Genomic DNA, 21,497 nt, shown 5'->3' on the forward strand with positions numbered 1-21,497 from the left:
CTTTATTGCTATTTTTTTAACACGGTTTTGTTTATAATACCACTATTCGTTTCAAACTTAACAAATAGTATTCCAGAAGCGTAGCCGGAAAAATCCATGCTAGAACTCCATGAACGCGTTTCCAAAAGCTGCCCTAATGCATTGTAAATTTTCACATTATTAATCTGCAAGCTTTCTGGCTTCTGAATATGAATCCTATTAGAAGTTGGATTTGGATACACCATCAAATTGGCTTCTAAATCAAAGTTTTCCGTGGATAGTGTTACCGAATTGTTTTTGGATATGATATCACTTTCAGGGTCAAAAAGCACATCAGCAACCGTAAAATTGACGGTTTTTAAAAAGCCTTGATTATTACTAGTATTATCTAAAATAACATCTAGTGTTTCGCCATTGGTGCCAATCAATCGGACAGGAATTGGCACTTCAAAAAAGCTGACAGACGCATGACTTTGCACTTGAGATACATGTAAATATACCGAAGTTGAAGATGGCTGATTCCAGGATAATGTGTAGGTAGGATACCCTTGATTATAAATCCAATCGTTAAAAAACTCCGTTAAATCTTCACCGGTAGAGGTTTCAACAATATTAATAAATTCATCTGTTTTTGCGTATGCATAAGCATGGTCTGGGTGATTTAAGTAATCATTCATAGCTTGAAAAAATGGGACGTCACCGAGTTTTTTCCGAAGCATATGCACAACCATAGACCCTTTATTATAACTTAACCGACTACTAAAAATACGGTTAACACTGGTGGTATCTGAATCAGACAAATACACAGCACCTCCAGGTTGTGAGGTAATAGAAGCAACGCGCGCTTGTTTAAAAGCTCTGAACTCGTCATTACCATCCAAGTTCTCTACAGCTAATCCAGCTAAATACGTTGCAAACCCTTCATTCAACCAAATATCTTTCCAACTGCCACAGGTAACTTTATTTCCAAACCACTGATGCGCCAATTCATGTGCTATTAGGTTTTGACCAAAACTTCCCATAAAGGAAACCGTTGTATGCTCCATACCGCCTCCCCAGCCAAATTGCGCATGACCATATTTTTCATCGGCATATGGATAGCTTTCAAAAAGGTTTGAAAACACATTCATAATATCAACTGTAATTGGTGTGCTAGCTTGGGCATAGGCTAAATTTTCTGGATACACATAATTTACAATATCAAATGGCGCTCCATTATTAGCTACTTCGTGAGAATACACCGTATAATTGGTTGCGGCAATAGCAATTAAATAGGCAGGAATAGGATAATTGTGTTTAAATCTTGTGGTTTTATTATTTCCAGAAACCGTCTGGCTTATTTCCAATCCATTGGAAACAGACACATATTCCTCATTATTTGGTGTAAATTGAGGTGTCGTTAAATAAACATCTATGGAGTCTATTTTATCAATTAAGTCCTGTTTGCATGGCCACCACCCTTTGGCGCCATAAGGCTCTGAAAGGGTCCAAATTACTGGTGTTCCACTATGTGTAGTTTGCTCAAATGAACCGAAACCCGAACTTTCCGGATTTCCAAAATAGGTAATCGTCAATGAGTCTAAAACACCTGTATTTTGAATTTGAGGTAAGGTAATAACCACTTCATCCGCAGCATTATGAATAAAAGCCAAACTAGTTCCGCGCTGCGTAACTTGGGAAACCGTCATATTATCTGTTAATTCAAATGTAATTTGTGATAAGGCTTCCTTCGCTTCAAAATATGTAGTAACATCTCCCGAAATAAATGCAACAGCTGGATCAACCGTTAAATTTAATCGATGATATTTTACATCGTAATTACCCGTATTTAGGCTAAAACGTTGATTCATTTTTTTTAAGGCCATTTTGGCTTCAGCCTCTTGAATTTTATTGAAGGATTTTATATAATCCTGCGCCATAAATGGTGTTGCAATTAAAAATAATAGGAGAAATAAATACGGTTTCATGTGCTGGTTTTTAACTAAAATAATAATGAATGTTAAAAATACCACTTAAATCTCTATTCTGTTGTAATTTTGCATCAGAATTGTTCTATTAACAGACTTCAAAAACATTCAGTATGCTGTCATTTTTTAAAGACTACAAGTATTTTGCTATCGTCTTCCTGATTATTTCAATTATAATAATGGCCGTTATTTACAATATTTTAAATGTTGAAAAGCCTTTGCCAATTTACCAACCGGCTATGGTTAATTTTGAATTAGTAGATAGTACCATACAACACCAAAAAAAATATCATAAAATTGCCGATTTCAGTTTAACCAATCAGAATGGAAAAACCGTAACCCAAGCGGATTATGAAAATAAAATTTATGTAGCCGATTTCTTTTTTACAACCTGCCAAACCATTTGCCCGATTATGACGGATCATATGGTTTACATTCAAAAAGAACTGAAAGATGAACCCGATGTTATGTTACTATCGCACACAGTTACCCCAGAAATTGATTCGGTTGCGCAATTAAAAAAATATGCACTAAAAAAAGGTGTTGATGATTCCCGATGGAATTTAGTAACAGGTGATAAAAAACAAATTTATGACCTAGCACGAAAAAGCTATTTAGCTGTAAAAGATATTGAAGGTTTTGATCCTTATGACATGATTCATACGGAAAACTTCATGCTTATTGATAAAAAACGCCAAATCCGCGGCTTTTATGATGGTACCAAACCAGAAGAAATTAAACGCTTAATTGCTGATATTCACATACTAAAGAAAGATTCTGAATAGTTTTATTAGCACAATTTTTTTACCCTAACTTTTTACATTATTTTTGCTTCTTTAAAATCAATCTAAATAAGCTTGCAGGTGACATTAGCAGAAATTAAACGTGGTGAAATAGGCATTATTGTCGATGTGTCCTCTATACATATCCCCCTAAAACTATTAGAAATGGGTTGCCTTCCAGGTAACACCGTTGAGCTCGTTCAAATGGCACCTTTTGCTGATCCGATGTATTTAAACATTAACGGAAGTCATTTGGCAATCCGAAAAGAAACAGCCATTCACATTCAAATAGAAATTTCTAGATGAGCAAGCAAATTAACGTTGCATTAATAGGCAATCCTAATACAGGAAAAACGTCTGTTTTTAACGCCTTAACCGGTTTAAATCAAAAAGTGGGTAATTACCCTGGTATTACGGTTGAAAAAAAAGAAGGGATTTGTAAACTACCGCGTGGTGTTAAAGCCCATATTATAGATTTACCGGGAACCTACAGTTTAAACGCCTCATCTTTAGATGAAAATGTGGTTATTGAATTACTTCTTAATAAAAACGATAAAGATTTTCCTGATGTTGCTGTCGTTGTGTGCGATGTAGAAAACATCAAACGAAATCTATTATTATTTACACAAATTAAAGACCTTGAAATTCCAACAATTCTTGCTATTAACATGGCTGATAGAATGGATTATAAAGGAATAAGTTTAGACATACCCTATTTAGAAAAGCAACTAAATACCAAAATCGCCCTTATTAGTACCAGAAAAAAGCAAGGTATTTTAGAACTTAAAGAACTAATTGCTAACTATAAGGATTTATCAAATGAACCGTGTATGAACGCTTCGGAAATTGATAAAGCCTATTTTAATAACCTACAAAAAGCATTTCCAAATCAGTTATTATACAAATTGTGGTTAGTAATAACACAGGATGTTAATTTTGGAAAAATGGATCGGAACACCATTGATGCCGTTGCCGATTTTAAAACAAAAACCAATGCTGATTTAAAGCGTCTTCAGCAAAAAGAAACTATTAAACGCTATCAGTTTATTAATAATACACTGAAAAAAGGACAAACTATTGACTTAAATACGGCTAAAGATTTACGCATTCGTTTGGATCGTATCTTGACGCATAAAGTTTGGGGCTATGTTATTTTTGGTTTGATACTTTTAACCATTTTCCAAGCTATTTATGATTGGTCTAGCATTCCAATGGATTTTATTGATAGCTCTTTTGCTTCATTAAGCGAATGGACAAAAAATGTGATGCCAGAAGGCACGCTAACTAATTTAATTTCTGAAGGTATTATTCCGGGAATTGGCGGTATTGTTATATTTATTCCACAAATTGCCTTTTTATTCCTCTTTATTTCCATCTTGGAAGAAAGTGGTTATATGAGTCGTGTTGTTTTTCTTATGGATCGTGTTATGCGAAGATTTGGATTAAGTGGAAAAAGTGTAGTTCCATTAATTTCGGGTACAGCATGTGCCATTCCAGCAATTATGGCGACGCGGAATATTGAAAGCTGGAAAGAACGATTAATTACCATTTTAGTTACACCTTTCACTACCTGTTCGGCCAGATTACCCGTTTACTTAATCATTATTGCCCTTGTAATTCCAGAAGGCCGTTTTCTAGGATTAAGTTTTCAAGCCTTAACATTAATGTTATTATACTTAATAGGATTTGGCGCAGCGGTTGGTTCCGCTTGGATTTTAAATAAAATTCTTAAAATAAAGAGCAAAACATTTTTTGTGGTAGAAATGCCTAATTACAAACTCCCACTTCTTAAAAATGTGGCCATAACGGTTCTTGAGAAAACAAAATCTTTTGTATTTGGTGCTGGTAAAATAATCTTGGCTATTTCTATTGTATTGTGGTTTTTAGCTTCTTATGGTCCTGGTGAAAATTTCAATAATGCCGAAGCTATTGTTACAGAACAATATGCCAATCAAAATTTGACAGATATTGAAATAGAACAGCACGTAGATTCGTATAAATTAGAACATTCGTATATTGGTATAACCGGTCGCGCTATTGAACCTGCCATTCGGCCGTTGGGTTACGACTGGAAAATAGGTATTGCTCTAATCAGTTCGTTTGCAGCACGTGAAGTTTTTGTAGGAACATTAGCTACCATTTACAACGTAGGAAGCGATGAAGAAGAAACCATTAAAAACCGTATGGCTGGTGAAGTTAACCCTATTTTAGGTGGTCCTTTATTTAACTTTGCGTCCGGAATTTCACTCTTGCTATTTTATGCCTTTGCCATGCAGTGTATGAGTACGTTGGCTATAGTAAAACGTGAAACTAACAGTTGGAAATGGCCAGCTTGGCAATTGATAGTTATGACCGTTTTTGCTTATGTAGTAGCTTTAATTGCCTATCAATTATTAAAATAATTTTAAAGAAAAATGGGTCCAATTATTCAAAATATTATCGCTTTTACCATTCTAGGTCTGGCCATCTTATTTTTAATTCGGAAATTTATTTGGAGTCCTAAAAAGAAAAATTCGAAAAATTGTGGTGGTGACGATGGTTGTGGCTGCCACTAATTAACACCTGAAAACTGGATGTAATAGGCCGTTTTTTCAGTTTGCTTTTCGGCTTCTGGAAACGGCAGCACGTTATATAAATAGAGTTTTAATTCCCCATCTATAAACAACGCTTTGCGCTCTTCTATGGTGTAACTCGTAGGTGGAATTTTAAACGTTTCTGTGCTTATTAATTTTCCATTTTTACTAATTGCTAATTCAAAAACCACTTCGCCAGCCCACACACAGGTTACACCTTTAGGACAGCGAGAATCTGTAATTACCTCACTAAATTTTACGGTATAATCATCAACTATTAAACTATTTTGGTAGAACAACTTTTTTAAAATTAGAGGTGTTTCTGCGTTTACTTTTTCTTGTGAAAAACCCATAAAACCAATTAGTAAGCATAATCCGAAAAGGCATTTTTTCCACATAGTTTGTTTTTTTTTTGAATTTCAATTTCGAAAGCAGTCAAATTTTCAGAGCTTTTTTAAGTATAGATTTTTCGCCACACTTTGAGAAACCGTTAATAATTTACCATTAGCCTTAATGCTGATAGATTTATCAAAAGGCTCAATATGCATCACTTCAATAATCGAACCTAAACCAATATTGTTTTTATTTAAATATTGTAGAAATTCAGATGAACTATCATTCACACCCAAACAACTATATTTTTGGTGTTCTTGAGCTTGCGATAATATTATTTTTTCAACAAAGGTAATTTCGCCGTGTTTATCTGGAATAGGATCTCCATGAGGATCATGCGTTGGATGACCTAAAAAAGCATCTAATTCATCAATTAATTTTTGCGATTTAATATGTTCCAATTGTTCCGCTAAATCGTGAACCTCATCCCAAGTAAAATTTAACTTCTCCACTAAAAACACCTCCCAAAGTCGGTGTTTTCTAATAATATTAATCGCAATTTTTTTTCCAGATTCTGTTAAGGTCACACCCTTATACTTTTTATAATTCGCATAATCCTTTTCCGCTAATTTCCGAATCATGTCTGTTGCTGATGATGCTTTGGTATTCATAGCTTCAGCTAAAGCATTGGTATTCACATTCTCGCGTCCCTGTTTACCTAAATGATAAATAGCTTTAATGTAATTTTCTTCCGTTAACGTAATCATAGATATCTGTTATCTACCAAATATACAATATTAAACTTTTTAAATATATTTTTAGACTAATCTAAATTATTATTTATATTTGTCCAAATTATATTTATTATGAGGCTAATTATACTTGTCTTTTTTATAAGCATTGGAAGCTATGCTCAAACAAGCTTTAGCATTTCTGGCAGCATTGGTTCTGAAGGTGAATCACTTCCTTTTGCCAGTGTTTATCTAGAAAACACCACAACAAGAACAACTACAAATACTGATGGTTTTTATACCCTAAACAATATTTCTCCGGGAAATTACACGTTGGTAGCTTCCTTCACAGGACATACAACCGTTAAAAAAAATATACTTATTGAAGATAAAAACATAACCGTCAATTTTACATTGGAAAGCGGCGAATCTTTAGATGAAGTGGTAATCACAGGAACTCTAAAAGCAGTTTCTAGATTGGAGAGTCCTGTACCAGTTGAGATATACACATCTGCCTTTTTTAAAAAGAACCCAACATCCAATATATTTGAAGCGCTTCAAAATGTTAATGGTGTTAGACCACAGTTAAATTGCAATATTTGTAATACAGGAGACATTCATATCAACGGTCTCGAAGGACCTTATACTTTGGTCTTAATTGATGGAATGCCTATTGTTAGTGGTTTATCAACAGTTTATGGTTTATCTGGAATTCCAAATTCACTCATTGAACAAGTCGAAATTGTAAAAGGTCCAGCATCTTCTTTATATGGAAGTGAAGCCGTTGGCGGTTTAATTAATATTATTACAAAACTACCGGAAAACGCACCTATTTTCTTTGCCGACAGCAATATTAATACATGGGGAGAATGGAATTTAGACGCTGGGTTTAAAACAAAAGTAGGTAAAAAAGCCACGCTTCTTTTTGGAACCAACTATTTTAAATACGATAATCCCATAGATAATAACCACGATAATTTTACAGACGTTACCCTTCAAGATAGGATTTCTATTTTTCAAAAATGGAATTTTAAACGAAAACATAACCGCAAATTTTCTTTAGCTGGTCGTTATTTTTACGAAGATCGTTGGGGAGGCGAAATGAATTGGAATAAAAACTACAGAGGTGGAAATGAAATTTATGCAGAAAGCATTTATACATCACGCTACGAGTTAATTGGTGAATATCAATTACCTATTATTGAAAATATTAGCTTTCAATTTTCTTATTCGGATCATGACCAAAATTCTGTTTATGGAGACACGCCGTATTTAGCACAACAGCGTATAGGCTTTGGGCAATTTATTTGGGATAAACAGATTAAAAATCATGATTTTTTAATAGGCACAGCTATTCGTTACAATTATTATAACGATAATACCACAGCAACAATAAATGCTGATGAAGTAACTATTCCTTCCCTATTTATACAAGATGAAATTGATTTCGACGAGAAACAAAGCCTTCTATTAAGTTTGCGCTACGATTACGATGAACGTCACGGCAACATTTTTACACCACGTTTAGCTTACCGCTTCAAACCCACAGAAAGTGATATTATTAGACTGAATGCCGGAACAGGTTTCCGCGTCGTTAACCTTTTTACTGAAGAACATGCTGCACTAACTGGGGCTCGCGATGTTGTTATTAAAGAAGAATTAAAACCCGAACAATCCTATAACGTGACTTTAAATTATTTAAAAAAATTATATACCAAAAACGGCATGCTTTTTACCTTTGATACCTCGGCATGGTACACCTATTTTACAAACGCCATTATACCAGATTACGACACCAATCCCAACCAAATTATATATTCAAACCTAGATGGTTATTCCACATCTAAAGGTATTAGTTTAAGTGTTGATGCCACATTTGGAAGTGGCATTTCGGCTTCAATTGCTGCAACATGGCAAGATGTTTCACAAATTAAAAATGGCATACAAAGTCAACAAATTTTAACCGAAAGTTATTCGGGTGTGTGGTCATTTAGTTATAAAAATTATCCAACAAATTTAACGCTAGATTATACAGGAAATTTATACGGTCCCATGCGTTTACCGCTATTAGGTGATTTAGATCCACGAGAAGAATATTCACCCGTTTGGAGCATTCAAAATATCCAACTGACCTATGATGGTATAACCAATTTTGAATTTTATGGAGGCGTAAAAAACATACTTGACTGGACACCGAACCAGGGAAATCCATTTATAATTGCACGTGCTGATGATCCGTTTGATGAAAACGTACAATTTGACCCAAACGGGAATGTTATTCCAACCCCAGATAATCCCTATGCATTAACCTTCGATCCATCCTATGTTTATGGACCAAATCAAGGGATTCGATTCTTCTTTGGTGTTCGTTACAAATTACGTTAAATCTCTATTTTTTTAGTACCTTCGCAACTATAATTTAGGCTTATGAAAAAATTAGTTTTTGTCATTACAATTTTGGGAATAGTTTATTCTTGTAAAAACGAAAATAACACCAATTCCAAATTACAAGTTGTTACAACCACAACTATGATAACCGATTTAGTTCAAAATATTGGTGGGAATTATATAGATGTTGAGGGTTTAATGGGAAGCGGTGTAGATCCACATTTATATAAAGCCAGTGAAGGCGATGTCAATAAAATTGCGCATGCTGATGTTATTTTTTATGGTGGATTACACTTGGAAGGCAAACTCGTTGAAGTCTTCGAAAAAATGGGAAGTCAAAATATTAATACCATTGCCGTTTCAGATGCGGTAGATAAAAAAACACTAATTGGGTCTGAATATTTCGCCTCTAATTATGATCCCCATATATGGTTTGATGTAACAAATTGGGAATTAATTACACAATTTGTTGTCGAAAAATTATCAGAAGCCAACCCAGAACATCAAGCAGCTTTCGAAAAAAATGGTGCGGATTATTTAGAAAAGTTAAAAGCTTTAAATGAAGAAATAAAGTCTGTAATCAGTACACTACCAGAAGACAAACGTATTCTAGTTACCGCTCATGATGCATTTAATTATTTTGGCCAAGCTTACGGTTTTGAAGTTGTTGGGCTTCAAGGGTTATCAACGGCTACCGAGGCTGGTGTTCAAGACGTTCAAAATTTAGCTACCTTTATTATTGACAAACAAGTAAAAGCCATTTTTGTAGAAAGTTCCGTGCCAAAACGTACTATTGAAGCACTCCAAGCTGCCGTACAATCTAAAGGTTTTGATGTGCAAATTGGTGGCACATTATATTCAGATGCATTGGGAAATGCTGGCACAGAAGAAGGTACGTATATTGGTATGTTTACCTATAATGTGAATACGATTGTGAATGCGCTCAAGTAATAAAAGTGAATTATAAAAATTCAAGTTCTATTTTGATTAAAGACATGTAAAGAACTAAAAAAAGGTAAGGTGAAATTCCCTTATCAACTCGTAGAATTGACCATCAAAATTCAGAAATAATGAGTGAAAAAACGGAATTGCAAAGCGCAGCTTCAAGCATGAAGATTTGAAAACGAATGGCACTTTAGTGATTTACTAATTTTGACAATGATTTTTTGGTTCGTTTTGTATCAAGACAAAATGAACAGAAATATATTTATGAAACAACCAAACGAAAATAAAAACACAACGGACCCGTCGGGCGTCATGGCCGTTCAAATAGACGACCTTACCGTTGCCTATAACTACAAACCCGTACTTTGGGATATTGACTTGGAAATCCCAGAAGGCGTGCTTATGGCCATTGTTGGCCCAAATGGCGCCGGAAAATCCACGCTTATCAAAGCCATTTTAGGAATTTTAAAACCTATAGCTGGTAGTGTAAGCATTTACGGCAAACCCTATAATAAACAACGAGATTTAGTAGCGTATGTTCCACAAAAAGGGAGTGTGGATTGGGATTTTCCTACGACAGCTTTAGATGTTGTTATGATGGGAACTTATGGAAGTTTGGGCTGGATTAAACGACCAGGGCAAAAGGAGAAAAAAGCATCTTTAGAAGCTTTGGAACAAGTGGGGATGTTAGCCTTTAAAAACCGTCAAATTAGTCAGCTGTCTGGTGGTCAGCAACAACGTATTTTTTTAGCACGAGCACTCGTTCAAGATGCTTCCATTTATTTTATGGATGAACCCTTTCAAGGTGTGGATGCTACAACTGAAATTGCCATTATTAACATCCTAAAAGCTTTACGAAAAGCGAATAAAACGGTCATTGTTGTCCATCACGATTTACAAACCGTTCCGGAGTATTTTGACTGGGTAACTTTCTTAAATGTGAAAAAAATTGCCACTGGTCCTGTTAAAGATATTTTTAATGATGACAACCTAACAAAGACCTATGGTATTAATTATAAGGTGAGTATTCAGAAATAAAATTCCTGGGAACGCATGAATCTCGTATATATACCAAAATTAAGTATAGAAACATATCCTAAAAACTAAAGACTAATAGACTTAACACAATACATAGAACTCCTCATCAACGATTATACTTTACGTACTATCACGCTTGGCACTGCTATTTTAGGAGCCGTAACTGGTATGCTAGGAAGTTTTGCTGTATTGCGAAAACAAAGCTTACTAGGTGATGCCATTTCGCATGCTGCCTTGCCTGGAATTGCCATTGCATTTTTAATTACAGGAGCCAAAGACAGCAACACCTTATTACTTGGAGCTTTAGTCAGCGGCTTAATCGGAACGTTTTGGATTCGTGGAATTGTTACTAAAACACACTTAAAATCAGATACGGCTTTAGGATTAATTTTGTCCTTGTTTTTTGGATTTGGAATGCTCTTATTAACCTTTATTCAAAAACAACCCAATGCCAATCAAGCGGGTTTGGAAAAATATTTATTCGGCCAGGCAGCAACACTTGTAGAAAGTGATGTTTGGCTGATGGCAATTGTTACTGGGCTTTGCTTAATTGTTTTACTCCTATTTTGGAAAGAATTTAAAATTCTTTTATTTGATAAAGATTATGCACAAACCATTGGTTTTAACACAAAAATAATTGACATTCTTATTACCTCGTTCATCGTGGTAGCCATTGTTTTAGGCCTACAAACAGTTGGCGTGGTATTAATGAGCGCCATGCTTTTAGCACCTGCAGCTGCAGCGCGACAGTGGACAAATAGCTTAAGTACCATGGTATTTCTGGCGGCTATTTTTGGTGCATTTTCGGGTGTTTTTGGAACGGCCATTAGCGCTAGTCAAAACAACTTATCTACAGGACCCGTAATTGTTTTAGTGGCATCCGTGTTTGTATTGTTTTCCTTTATTTTTTCACCAAATCGTGGATTACTTTTCAGACAAATTAGATTTATTAAAAATCGTCGTGATTTAGAACAACATAAAACGTTAGCATTCATGTTTCAAATTGCGAAAACACACGATAATATTTCGCATCCGCATACCATTAAAATTCTAAATAATTTTCAAGGATTTACAAGAGGAACACTTCAAAAATTAGTCGATAAAAATTATGTTACGCTTGATGGAACGATGTGGAGTTTAACGCAGGAAGGTTTTGAAACCGCTTCCAATTTGTACAACCAACAAACTACAAAACATGAGTAGCGCACAATTTGAAATACAGCTTATTGCTAGTTTGGTGGCCTTAGCCTGTGCCATTCCAGGAACTTTCTTGGTACTGCGGAAAATGGCCATGATTAGTGACGCCATTAGTCATTCTATTTTACCAGGTTTAGTGGTTGGATTTTTTATTACCCAAGATTTAAATTCGCCATTACTTATACTTTTAGCAGCATTAACTGGTGTAATTACGGTTGTTTTGGTGGAACAAATTCAGAAAACAGGATTAGTAAAGGAAGACACAGCTATCGGACTCGTTTTTCCGGCCCTGTTTAGTATAGGTGTCATTATGATTGCAAAAAATGCCAATGACATCCACCTAGACGTAGATGCTGTTTTACTAGGTGAATTAGCATTTGCCCCTTTTGATAGACTCATTATTTCAGGAACAGATGTTGGCCCAAAATCCCTTTGGGTAATTGGCACCATTCTATTAATTACAATTGGACTTTTAATCGCCTTTTTTAAAGAACTCAAATTAAGCACGTTTGATGCTGGTTTGGCAGCATCTTTAGGATTTTCACCTGTCGCTATTCATTATGGATTAATGACGGTTTCATCGGTAACAACTGTTGGCGCCTTTGATGCTGTTGGTGCTATTTTAGTCGTGGCGCTTATGATTGCTCCTGCTGCAAGTGCCTATTTACTAACAACCGATTTAAAGAAAATGCTCGCATTATCCATGTTTTTTGGCGTGTTTAGTGCTATTTCTGGTTATTGGCTAGCGCATTGGTTAGATGCTTCCATTGCGGGATCCATCACTACCATGTTAGGTGTTTTATTTTTAATTGTGTATTTATTTGCACCTAGCAAAGGATTAATTGTCGTAATGTATCGTGAGAAACAGCAAAAAATTGAAGTGTCGCTTCTCACCTTTTTACTGCATTTAAAAAACCACGCTGAAGCTAGTGAACGCCATGTGAATCATCTTTCCGAACATATTAACTGGCAAAAAATTCGAGCAAAAACGGTTTTAGATTTAGCTCAAAAAAACAATATGATTACTATTGATAACAACCTTGTTTCCTTAACCGAAAAAGGGGATATATTTACCACACAAGCTATCGATTATATCATTACCAACGAAGATGCACAAATTGAAGATATGAAGGATGATTTCTTTTTGTTTAGGGGTTAATCCGTTTTAAAAAAATAAAACCAAATTATCTATTGTAATCTAACAAACTATCAATATATTTGTAACCATGTATAAGGTTGTGTAATATGGTTATTAAAGATTATTATTCTATTTCAGAGGTATCAGATATTTTGGGGAAAAGCACAGAAACCTTAAGGCGCTGGGACAATTCTGGCAAACTTCCTGCTGCTCGTGAACCGATGAGTGATTATAGAATTTATAGAAAAGAGCAACTAGAGCTTTTTCCAAGGTTTAATGAATACATAAATGGAAATGATTTTCAAGGGAATTTTGTAAAACCAGATAATGCATATTCTGTTTTAGAATTGTTTGCTGGAGCAGGTGGATTAGCTTTAGGACTTGAAAAAGCGGGTTTAAAATGTGTTGCCTTAAATGAAATTGACAAATGGGCTTGTGGAACCTTAAGAAAAAACAGGCCAAATTGGAATATTTTGGAAGGTGATATTCAAAATTTTGATTTTTCAGATTACACCAATAAAGTTGATATAGTAACTGGCGGATTTCCTTGTCAAGCTTTTAGCTATGCTGGGAAAAAACTAGGATTGAATGATACACGGGGTACTTTGTTTTATGAATTTGCGCGCGTTGTTAATGATGTGAAGCCAAAAATTTGTTTAGGTGAAAACGTTAAAGGTTTATTAAGTCATGAAAAAGGAAAAACACTTGAAGGCATGATTTCTGTTTTAGATGAAATTGGCTACAATGTTGTAACACCAACCAAAGTTTTAAAAGCTATAAATTATAATGTTCCCCAGAAAAGAGAACGCCTTATTTTAATAGGTGTTCGTAAAGATATCCATTTAAAATATAAATACCCTTTACCTTATGACACCATTTACAATTTGAGTGATGCTTTAAAAAAAGGTGAATTATTTGATTGTAATGTTCCAAAATCTGAAGGCTCAAAATATCCACAACATAAAAAAGACGTTTTAGATTTGGTTCCGCAAAAGGGATATTGGCGCGATTTGCCTTTAGATATTCAAAAGGAATACATGCAAAAAAGCTTCTATTTGGGTGGTGGAAAAACAGGAATGGCAAGACGTATTGGCTGGGACGAACCTTGTTTGACGTTAACCTGTAGTCCTGCTCAAAAACAAACGGAACGCTGTCATCCTGAAGAAACGAGACCTTTTACCGTAAGAGAATACGCACGAATTCAAACCTTCCCCGACAACTGGAAATTCCATGGTTCTGTAAGTCAACAATACAAACAAATAGGTAATGCAGTTCCTGTAAATTTAGCTAAAGAAATAGGTTATTCTTTGGTCTCTTTTTTGAATAAATATTATGAGATTCATCAAAAAAATTTAGATTCTATTTCTTTTGAAAGCGCATCGATAGTTTGATTTAAAACTGATGTACCATCCATTTCTAAAGCAACTTCGCCAACGGCATCGATAAGATCTAAATAAAAGTCCTTTTTACCCGTTAATCTGTACCAAAAATCTCCACCAATTATAACCGGATATTTTTCGTTTATCTTTTTGTAATGAGAACTTAATTCCAAAGTTTCGCCATACAAAACGCCAACTACCATATCATTTATACCAATATTTAAATTATTCGTTCTCGCCAAATTAATTGTTCCTATAAAGTGATTAAAAATAGTTGTAACATCATCAGAATTAATAGTATTGGGGCCGGATTTTAATTGACAATACTTTTTTCTACCATCTATGGCATCTACATACTCAATATCAATTCCTGGCGTAGTAGAACCGTACCCTTCAAAAAGCATGCTGATTAATTTTTGAAATCGCATTCCAAAGGATGTATTAATAGAGGAACCTAAAACTCTTGGCAATACTAGCGCTTCAGCTATACTTCTAGGGCTATCGTTACCTTTCAAAAAATTAGCTAAGTACTTAAACAAAAATGGATTTACATTGTAGTTTTTAAGCCGACCCGCTTTTTTACATCCTACCTTAATATGTGCTTCCACAATTTCATCTCTAAAAAAATCTTTGGCTTTCTCAAGTAGCAGTAAACGTTGTTTTTCCTCCATTATTCTAAATATATATTAAGTAAATATAACCCTTAATTTAAAACCCACGCTCCTTCTGCAATTGCTCATAAGCGTCTTGAACTTGTCGGAACTTTTCTTCAGCACCTATTTGGTGTTCTTTTCCTAAATGAATCACGCGATCTGGATGATACTTTTTAGCCATTTTTCGGTAACCTGCTTTTATTTCGGTTACCGTTGCAGATTTTTCAATCTCCAATATTTTATAGGCATTATCACTGCTATTATAAAACATAGCTTTTATGCTTTCATAATCTATGGAGCGAATACCTAAATAGCCTGAAATAGTATAAATTTTATTTACTTCTGCTTCCGTTACATGACCATCGGCTTTGGCTATTCCAAAGAGAAAATGTAATAATTGTAAACGCGACGGATGATCCATCATTTGTCTGATTTGTAAACACACTTGCTGCACAGGAATTTCCTGCTTATTAATTCTTTTAAACAACTGAAAAGCATGATTAGCACGCTCTTTCCCGTACATGTGTGCAAACTGCTGACGTACAAAATCCAATTCGCGTTGGTCCTGCTTCCCATCGGCCTTTATAACCACTGATGCTAACACCAACAAACTAACCTCAAAATCGCCAGAACGGGTTTGTGCTCTTGTTGGTCGGGATCCATAGGTTCCGCCCTTTTGACCTTGACCGAAAATAGTATCCAAATCTGTTCTATCTGAAAACACATCCATTAATCCACCTAAAGCCAAGCCAATTATAGCACCAATTGGGCCTCCAAACGACCAGCCTATAGCGGCTCCTATCCATTTTGAAAAATTCATGTAAACGCTAATTTTTTATTTATATAAAAACCTGAAACTATTAAAATACTTCTAAAAACTGAAGAATGGATTTTCAGGTTTACGAAATCCATTCTTAAAAATTAAAATTTTGCGTAAATATACTATTTGTTAGTAGATTGCTTACGGCATTTGTTACACAATTGGTATCTTTGCAATTCAATATTTATTAATCATATAAAACAGAATATATATGTATCCAGCAGAATTAGTAAAACCAATGCGTGAAGACTTAACCAAAATTGGTTTTGAAGAATTACACACTGCCGAAGCTGTAGATGCAGCTTTAGCTAAAGAAGGTACAACACTTGTGGTTGTAAATTCCGTTTGCGGTTGTGCAGCAGCCAATGCACGTCCAGGAGCGCGCATGAGTTTAGATAACACTAAAAAACCAGACCATATTGTAACGGTTTTTGCAGGTGTTGATAAAGATGCCGTTAACCAAGCGCGTCAGCACATGGTACCATTTCCTCCAAGTTCACCTTGTATGGCTTTGTTTAAAGATGGCGAATTAGTCCACATGCTTGAACGTCATCATATTGAAGGTCGTCCAGCTGAAATGATAGCAGAAAACTTAAAAGATGCCTACAACGCAAATTGCTAAAACAGGTATTTAATTCAAATTTAAACCACGATTTTATCGTGGTTTTTTTTGTGCATGAAACAGTTTAAAGTAATTTAGCAGTACTTATTAGATATCATTAAAATGGAAAAAATTGTCGCCTATATTTTAACGAGTATTTATGCCGTTTTCTTTTTATTAACATTGGTTGTTTTCCACCCAATTCAATGGTTTTGTTTTAATGTGCTAGGTCGTAAAGCCCATAAAATTAGTGTAGATTGGTTGCAATTCTTCATTATGCGCTGTACCAATATTTTAGGAACGCGTTACACTTTTACCAACACCCATGATATTCCAAAGGGTCACCCTGTAATTATTGTGGCTAACCATCAAAGCATGTATGATATTTCGCCTATAATGTGGTATTTGCGCGAGATCAATCCAAAATTTATTAGTAAACAGGAACTTGGAAGAGGTATTCCAAGTGTGTCCTATAATTTACGTCATGGTGGATCGGTTTTAATCGACAGAAAAAACCCAAGACAAGCACTTCCGGCACTGATGAAGTTTGGTGAATATATTGAAGAAACCAAGGGTACAGCTGTTATTTTCCCAGAAGGTACGCGAAGTAAAAATGGCCAACCTAAACCATTTCAAACAAAAGGACTCGAAATTTTAATTAAAAAAATCCCGTCCGCCATTATAGTTCCTATTACCATTAACAATTCCTGGAAGCTATTAAAATATGGGAAATTCCCAATGGGAATTGGAAATCATGTAAAATTAACGGTTCATAACCCTATAAAATTAGCTACCTTTGAGAATAAGTCGAAGCTAATTGAGCAAATTGAAAGCACAATTGCCTCGGCAATAGAACTTTAAAATTCAACATTATGTCTTTAAAAAACGTACGATTGGAAGTCATGCAACACCTTGAAAAGGATGTGGATGCACTTATAGAAAAATATTTAATTCCTGTTGATAGTATTTGGCAACCATCAGATTTTTTACCGAATTCTGAAAGTGATAATTTTCTAGAAAGTGTGAAAGAAATCCGTGAGCTTTCTAAAGAATTGCCTTACGATTTTTGGGTAGTTTTAGTAGGTGATATGATTACTGAAGAAGCCTTACCAACCTACGAATCTTGGTTAATGGATGTAGAAGGTGTGGATCAAGTGGGACGAAATTCTTGGGGAAAATGGGTTCGCCATTGGACCGCTGAAGAAAACCGTCATGGTGATGTACTGAATAAATACTTGTATTTATCGGGACGCGTAAATATGAAAGAAATTGAAATAACCACACAGCACCTTATTGCTGATGGTTTTGATATTGGAACTGATCGTGATCCTTATAAAAACTTTTTATACACCAGCTTTCAGGAATTGGCAACTTATATTTCGCACAACCGCGTAGCCAAATTAGCAAAAGACAGAGGCAACAAGCAACTATCTAAAATGTGTAAAATTATTTCTGGTGATGAAATGCGTCACCATCATGCTTACTGTGAGTTTGTAGAACGCATTTTTGCTGTAGACCCTAATCAGATGATGCTTGCGTTTCAACACATGATGAAATTAAAAATCACAATGCCAGCACATTTTTTAAGAGAATCTGGAAATAAAATAGGAACAGCTTTTGAAGAGTTTTCAAACACAGCACAGCGAATAGGTGTCTATACATCTGCTGATTATGTGGCTATTTTAGACAAATTATTAGTGCGTTGGGAAATTGATAAAATTACCAATCTGTCTGATGAAGCTGAAAAAGCAAGAGATTACCTCATGAAATTACCAGCGCGTTTAACCCGACTTTCGGAACGCATGAAAGTACCTGAAAACTCATTTCAGTTTAAGTGGGTGGAGCCCGCTTCTTTAAAGTAATATTTCAGATATTAATTTTTAAATTCCTTTCAGTTTACTGGAAGGAATTCTTATTTTTAACACTTTATGAAAAATCAACAAACACTAACAAATACCATCGCTTTTGTAAAAACCCAGTTACAAGATGCCGAAGGGGGACACGACTGGTTTCATATAGAACGTGTATATAAAAACGCCTTACTTATTTCAAAAAACGAAGCTGTCGATGATTTTGTTGTCGCTTTAGGAGCTTTACTTCATGACATTGCAGATAGTAAATTCCATAATGGCAATGAAACTATTGGTCCACAAACAGCACGTGAATTTTTGTTTAAAGAAAATGTGGATTCCAAAACCATTGAGCATGTCGTTCAAATTATTACGCATATTTCATATAGTTCAAGTTTAGATCCCAATAAATCTTTTTCATCACCCGAATTGGATGTGGTTCAAGATGCGGACAGACTAGATGCATTAGGAGCCATAGGCATTGCCAGAACTTTTAATTATGGTGGCTTTAAAAATCGGGCACTTTATAATCCAGAAATTAAGCCTGATTTAACCATGGATAAGGAGACTTATAAGAAATCAAAAGCTCCTACCATAAATCATTTTTATGAGAAGCTACTGCGCCTAAAAGACACCATGAATACCAAGACGGGAAAAAAAATAGCTGAAAAACGGCATCAATTTATGCTCGGGTTTTTAGAGCAATTTTTTGCCGAATGGGATGGAAAGCGATAAATTTCATTAAAAATTTTCACCATTTACCATAAAAAAACCTGAAAACAAAGTGTGTTCAGGTTTTAATTTACTACAAATTATTGAGTTTTATTTCCCTGGGAAATCGGCTTTACGTTTTTCTAAAAAGGCTGTTGTTCCTTCTTTAAAATCGTCTGTTCCAAAGCAATTTCCAAATTCTTCAATTTCTACATCGTATCCATTTACACCATCTTTAAAATTCGCATTAACGGCTTTAATAGCGCCTTTTATGGCTACGGATGAATTACGCATAATTTTGCCAGCAATTTTTTCTGCAAGCGGAATAAGTTCTTCTTCTGTTGTTACGTGGTTAACCAATCCGTATTCCAAAGCTTGATTGGCATCAATCATTCCCGCTGTCATAACCATTTCCATGGCACGACCTTTACCTACTAATTGTGGTAAACGTTGTGTACCACCATAACCTGGAATAACACCTAATGACACTTCAGGAAGTCCCATTTTAGCATTCATACTCGCTATTCTAAAATGGCAAGCCATAGCCAATTCTAATCCGCCACCCAATGCAAAGCCATTAACGGCAGCAATAACTGGTGTGCTTAAATTTTCAACAAAATTAAAAAGAAGGTCCTGACCTTTAGCGGCCAATTTCCCGCCATTATATTCATCAAAGTTGGCAAATTCGCTAATATCTGCTCCTGCAACAAAGGCCTTTTCGCCACTTCCCGTAATAATAATAACTTTAGTGGCCGAATCCGAATTGGCAGCTTTAAAAGCATCATGCAATTCCTGAATGGTTTCCTTATTTAAAGCGTTTAATTTACTAGGTCTGTTTATTGTAATGGTTGTTAATCCGTTTTGGGTTTCGGAAAGAATGTTGTTATATGACATGTATGTTGATTTTTAACAAGTGGCTCCAAGTAATCAGAGCACTCCTAATTAATATTAAATTTATTTTTTAGGAATCGTTACTGTAAACGTCGTTCCTTTATTTAGTTGTGATGTAAAGGTAATATTTCCGTTATAAGTTTCCACAATATTCTTAACCATTCCTAAGCCTAATCCCATTCCACTATTTTTGGTTGTAAATTTGGGCTCAAATATTTTTTCTTTATTTTCTTCTGAAATACCTTTTCCATTATCGGTTACAATAATGTTTACAAACCCATTATCGTCCCGAACCTCAACAACAATTTTTGGTGTTTTTAAACCATCTTCAGGAATGGCTTGAATACCATTTTTAACTAAATTAGTTACCACACGAATGAGTTGTGTTCTATCAAAATTGGCTATAATTTCCTTCTTTTCGGCTATAAAAACAATGTAATCTTCATTAAAAATATCCAAGGCTAACTTAACAATTTTTACCACATTTAAGGTTTCATTTTCTTGAGCAGGCATTTTTGCAAAATTTGAAAATGCCGAAGCAATAGAACTCATAGTATCTATTTGTTGAATTAAGGTTTTGCTATATTCATCTACTTTTTCGTAAATATTAGGGTCTTCAGGATCAAATTTACGTTGAAAACTTTGGACACTCAACCGCATGGGTGTTAGTGGGTTTTTAATTTCATGAGCCACTTGTTTAGCCATTTCGCGCCAAGCTTGTTCACGCTCGCTAGTTGCTAATTTTACCGCACTGGCTTCTAGCTCGTCAATCATACTATTATATGAGTTTACTAGAATAGCAATTTCTTGACTGGTAGAGCCAATATCAATCTTTTTATTCCGTGTTTCAAAGCGTGTTTCATTCATTTTATCACTTATAGTTTTAAGTGATTTTGTAATGTATTTTGACAATAAATAGGCTAAACCAATAGCAATAATTAACATTACAAAATAGGCATAGCTTAAGCGTTCTAAAAATTCGCGTAATTCTTTATTTAGAAAATCATCGTTTTCTAAATAATGTAAATTCAATATAGCTAGCGGTTTAAAACGTTTATCTGTGATGATGGAGTAGGATGATAAATAATTATCAGAATTCTCCAAAGTATTCGTTACGTAGCGATGGTCTAACGAATGAGAAATGGTATTTAATATTTTAGCATCCAAACATTTGGTTAGTGAATCAGATTCAAAACTGGCTTTAGATGATTTTAACAAACCACCTTCTAAATCATACAGATTTATTTCCATATTATGGATGGTAGCTATTTGATAGATGGCATCCTTGAAAATAAGCGTCATCATTTCAGGAATTACCTCGTAAGTGGTTTCCTTAATGGTATACTCTATACTGGCCCGAATGTTTTCCTCCTTACGCTCCAGTCTATCTTGATGATATTCTCGAGCTTCCTCATTATATTGATAAATGGTAACACCCGCAATTAGAATAGAAGCCAATAACACCAACAAAATCATGGCAATAAAAATGCGTAATCTTAAAGAGAGTCTGGCTAATTTCAT

At 34.9% G+C, this 21,497-nt stretch carries 21 protein-coding genes; 14 read left to right on the forward strand and 7 right to left on the reverse strand.

Features of this window, described 5'->3' with window-relative positions:
• Positions 1–8 precede the first annotated feature (8 nt).
• Entirely contained in the window at positions 9–1,946 is a 1,938-nt protein-coding gene (locus tag GMA17_RS12320) for a M1 family aminopeptidase (protein WP_248396618.1), read from the reverse strand.
• 113 nt (positions 1,947–2,059) lie between these two features.
• Between GMA17_RS12320 and GMA17_RS12325 the strand changes: the two genes are divergently transcribed.
• From GMA17_RS12325 to GMA17_RS12340, 4 genes are all read left to right on the forward strand, one after another.
• The gene (locus GMA17_RS12325; protein ID WP_248396620.1) at positions 2,060–2,731 is read left to right on the forward strand and encodes an SCO family protein; all 672 of its coding nucleotides are present in this window, start codon (positions 2,060–2,062) and stop codon (positions 2,729–2,731) included.
• 72 nt (positions 2,732–2,803) lie between these two features.
• Positions 2,804–3,034: a FeoA family protein gene (locus tag GMA17_RS12330; protein ID WP_248396623.1), complete on the forward strand. Its 231-nt coding sequence runs from the start codon at positions 2,804–2,806 to the stop codon at positions 3,032–3,034.
• Complete coding sequence (gene feoB / locus GMA17_RS12335) at positions 3,031–5,130, forward strand: ferrous iron transport protein B (protein WP_248396625.1); 2,100 nt, start codon at positions 3,031–3,033, stop codon at positions 5,128–5,130. The genes GMA17_RS12330 and feoB overlap by 4 nt, the downstream gene beginning before the upstream one ends.
• A gap of 12 nt (positions 5,131–5,142) precedes the next feature.
• Positions 5,143–5,283, forward strand: coding sequence for a FeoB-associated Cys-rich membrane protein (locus tag GMA17_RS12340; RefSeq protein ID WP_248396627.1), 141 nt, complete (start codon positions 5,143–5,145; stop codon positions 5,281–5,283).
• On the opposite strand, the gene GMA17_RS12345 is transcribed toward GMA17_RS12340, so the two are convergent.
• Together GMA17_RS12345 and GMA17_RS12350 are read right to left on the reverse strand one after the other, a co-directional pair.
• The gene (locus GMA17_RS12345; RefSeq protein ID WP_248396628.1) at positions 5,280–5,699 is read right to left on the reverse strand and encodes a hypothetical protein; all 420 of its coding nucleotides are present in this window, start codon (positions 5,697–5,699) and stop codon (positions 5,280–5,282) included. The genes GMA17_RS12340 and GMA17_RS12345 overlap by 4 nt on opposite strands.
• Positions 5,700–5,744: 45 nt before the next feature.
• Positions 5,745–6,401 carry a metal-dependent transcriptional regulator gene (locus GMA17_RS12350; RefSeq protein ID WP_248396629.1) on the reverse strand — a complete coding sequence of 219 codons (657 nt, stop codon included), beginning with the start codon at positions 6,399–6,401 and terminating at the stop codon, positions 5,745–5,747.
• Positions 6,402–6,500: 99 nt separating this feature from the next.
• Between GMA17_RS12350 and GMA17_RS12355 the strand changes: the two genes are divergently transcribed.
• The 6 genes from GMA17_RS12355 to dcm all read left to right on the forward strand — a co-directional run bounded on the left by GMA17_RS12355 (position 6,501) and on the right by dcm (position 14,462).
• Complete coding sequence (locus GMA17_RS12355; RefSeq protein ID WP_248396630.1) at positions 6,501–8,750, forward strand: TonB-dependent receptor; 2,250 nt, start codon at positions 6,501–6,503, stop codon at positions 8,748–8,750.
• A gap of 42 nt (positions 8,751–8,792) precedes the next feature.
• Positions 8,793–9,704 (forward strand): metal ABC transporter solute-binding protein, Zn/Mn family, encoded by a 912-nt coding sequence (locus GMA17_RS12360; protein WP_248396631.1) that lies wholly within the window; start codon positions 8,793–8,795, stop codon positions 9,702–9,704.
• A 258-nt stretch (positions 9,705–9,962) separates the two neighbouring features.
• Positions 9,963–10,736, forward strand: a complete 774-nt coding sequence (locus tag GMA17_RS12365) for a metal ABC transporter ATP-binding protein (RefSeq protein WP_248396632.1) — start codon at positions 9,963–9,965, stop codon at positions 10,734–10,736.
• 168 nt (positions 10,737–10,904) lie between these two features.
• Positions 10,905–11,939 (forward strand): metal ABC transporter permease, encoded by a 1,035-nt coding sequence (locus tag GMA17_RS12370; RefSeq protein ID WP_371922370.1) that lies wholly within the window; start codon positions 10,905–10,907, stop codon positions 11,937–11,939.
• Positions 11,932–13,092, forward strand: coding sequence for a metal ABC transporter permease (locus GMA17_RS12375; RefSeq protein WP_248396633.1), 1,161 nt, complete (start codon positions 11,932–11,934; stop codon positions 13,090–13,092). Before GMA17_RS12370 ends, GMA17_RS12375 begins: the two co-directional genes overlap by 8 nt.
• An 86-nt stretch (positions 13,093–13,178) precedes the next feature.
• Complete coding sequence (gene dcm / locus GMA17_RS12380) at positions 13,179–14,462, forward strand: DNA (cytosine-5-)-methyltransferase (protein ID WP_248396634.1); 1,284 nt, start codon at positions 13,179–13,181, stop codon at positions 14,460–14,462.
• Here dcm and GMA17_RS12385 read toward each other — a convergent pair.
• Complete coding sequence (locus GMA17_RS12385) at positions 14,414–15,121, reverse strand: PmeII family type II restriction endonuclease (protein ID WP_248396636.1); 708 nt, start codon at positions 15,119–15,121, stop codon at positions 14,414–14,416. The genes dcm and GMA17_RS12385 overlap by 49 nt on opposite strands.
• A 37-nt stretch (positions 15,122–15,158) precedes the next feature.
• Entirely contained in the window at positions 15,159–15,923 is a 765-nt protein-coding gene (locus GMA17_RS12390) for a TerB family tellurite resistance protein (RefSeq protein ID WP_248396638.1), read from the reverse strand.
• A 211-nt stretch (positions 15,924–16,134) separates the two neighbouring features.
• On the opposite strand from GMA17_RS12390, the gene GMA17_RS12395 reads away from it, so the two are divergent.
• The 4 genes from GMA17_RS12395 (at position 16,135) to GMA17_RS12410 (ending at position 19,109) form a co-directional block, all read left to right on the forward strand.
• Positions 16,135–16,545: a BrxA/BrxB family bacilliredoxin gene (locus tag GMA17_RS12395; RefSeq protein WP_248396640.1), complete on the forward strand. Its 411-nt coding sequence runs from the start codon at positions 16,135–16,137 to the stop codon at positions 16,543–16,545.
• 102 nt (positions 16,546–16,647) lie between these two features.
• Entirely contained in the window at positions 16,648–17,385 is a 738-nt protein-coding gene (locus GMA17_RS12400; RefSeq protein ID WP_248396642.1) for a 1-acyl-sn-glycerol-3-phosphate acyltransferase, read from the forward strand.
• An 11-nt stretch (positions 17,386–17,396) separates the two neighbouring features.
• On the forward strand, positions 17,397–18,386 hold the full coding sequence (locus GMA17_RS12405) for an acyl-ACP desaturase (protein WP_248396644.1): 990 nt from the start codon (positions 17,397–17,399) through the stop codon (positions 18,384–18,386).
• Between the two features lie 66 nt (positions 18,387–18,452).
• The gene (locus GMA17_RS12410; protein ID WP_248396646.1) at positions 18,453–19,109 is read left to right on the forward strand and encodes an HD domain-containing protein; all 657 of its coding nucleotides are present in this window, start codon (positions 18,453–18,455) and stop codon (positions 19,107–19,109) included.
• Positions 19,110–19,196: 87 nt separating this feature from the next.
• On the opposite strand, the gene GMA17_RS12415 is transcribed toward GMA17_RS12410, so the two are convergent.
• Both GMA17_RS12415 and GMA17_RS12420 read right to left on the reverse strand, forming a co-directional pair.
• On the reverse strand, positions 19,197–19,979 hold the full coding sequence (locus tag GMA17_RS12415; protein ID WP_248396648.1) for an enoyl-CoA hydratase/isomerase family protein: 783 nt from the start codon (positions 19,977–19,979) through the stop codon (positions 19,197–19,199).
• A gap of 60 nt (positions 19,980–20,039) precedes the next feature.
• Positions 20,040–21,497: an ATP-binding protein gene (locus GMA17_RS12420; RefSeq protein WP_248396650.1), complete on the reverse strand. Its 1,458-nt coding sequence runs from the start codon at positions 21,495–21,497 to the stop codon at positions 20,040–20,042.

The organism is Bizionia sp. M204, assembly GCF_023205095.1.
GTDB classification, from domain to species: Bacteria; Bacteroidota; Bacteroidia; order Flavobacteriales; family Flavobacteriaceae; genus Algorimicrobium; species Algorimicrobium hallyeonense.

Coding starts and splice junctions, on each gene's coding strand:
- GMA17_RS12370 (WP_371922370.1), top strand. CDS start 10,905: ATGCTAGGAAGTTTTGCTGTATTGCGAAAACAAAGCTTACTAGGTGAT.
- GMA17_RS12395 (WP_248396640.1), top strand. CDS start 16,135: ATGTATCCAGCAGAATTAGTAAAACCAATGCGTGAAGACTTAACCAAA.
- GMA17_RS12405 (WP_248396644.1), top strand. CDS start 17,397: ATGTCTTTAAAAAACGTACGATTGGAAGTCATGCAACACCTTGAAAAG.
- GMA17_RS12420 (WP_248396650.1), bottom strand. CDS start 21,497: ATGAAATTAGCCAGACTCTCTTTAAGATTACGCATTTTTATTGCCATG.
- GMA17_RS12325 (WP_248396620.1), top strand. CDS start 2,060: ATGCTGTCATTTTTTAAAGACTACAAGTATTTTGCTATCGTCTTCCTG.
- GMA17_RS12360 (WP_248396631.1), top strand. CDS start 8,793: ATGAAAAAATTAGTTTTTGTCATTACAATTTTGGGAATAGTTTATTCT.
- GMA17_RS12355 (WP_248396630.1), top strand. CDS start 6,501: ATGAGGCTAATTATACTTGTCTTTTTTATAAGCATTGGAAGCTATGCT.
- GMA17_RS12375 (WP_248396633.1), top strand. CDS start 11,932: ATGAGTAGCGCACAATTTGAAATACAGCTTATTGCTAGTTTGGTGGCC.
- dcm (WP_248396634.1), top strand. CDS start 13,179: ATGGTTATTAAAGATTATTATTCTATTTCAGAGGTATCAGATATTTTG.
- GMA17_RS12350 (WP_248396629.1), bottom strand. CDS start 6,401: ATGATTACGTTAACGGAAGAAAATTACATTAAAGCTATTTATCATTTA.
- GMA17_RS12345 (WP_248396628.1), bottom strand. CDS start 5,699: ATGTGGAAAAAATGCCTTTTCGGATTATGCTTACTAATTGGTTTTATG.
- GMA17_RS12340 (WP_248396627.1), top strand. CDS start 5,143: ATGGGTCCAATTATTCAAAATATTATCGCTTTTACCATTCTAGGTCTG.
- GMA17_RS12320 (WP_248396618.1), bottom strand. CDS start 1,946: ATGAAACCGTATTTATTTCTCCTATTATTTTTAATTGCAACACCATTT.
- GMA17_RS12390 (WP_248396638.1), bottom strand. CDS start 15,923: ATGAATTTTTCAAAATGGATAGGAGCCGCTATAGGCTGGTCGTTTGGA.
- GMA17_RS12385 (WP_248396636.1), bottom strand. CDS start 15,121: ATGGAGGAAAAACAACGTTTACTGCTACTTGAGAAAGCCAAAGATTTT.
- GMA17_RS12415 (WP_248396648.1), bottom strand. CDS start 19,979: ATGTCATATAACAACATTCTTTCCGAAACCCAAAACGGATTAACAACC.
- feoB (WP_248396625.1), top strand. CDS start 3,031: ATGAGCAAGCAAATTAACGTTGCATTAATAGGCAATCCTAATACAGGA.
- GMA17_RS12410 (WP_248396646.1), top strand. CDS start 18,453: ATGAAAAATCAACAAACACTAACAAATACCATCGCTTTTGTAAAAACC.
- GMA17_RS12365 (WP_248396632.1), top strand. CDS start 9,963: ATGAAACAACCAAACGAAAATAAAAACACAACGGACCCGTCGGGCGTC.
- GMA17_RS12400 (WP_248396642.1), top strand. CDS start 16,648: ATGGAAAAAATTGTCGCCTATATTTTAACGAGTATTTATGCCGTTTTC.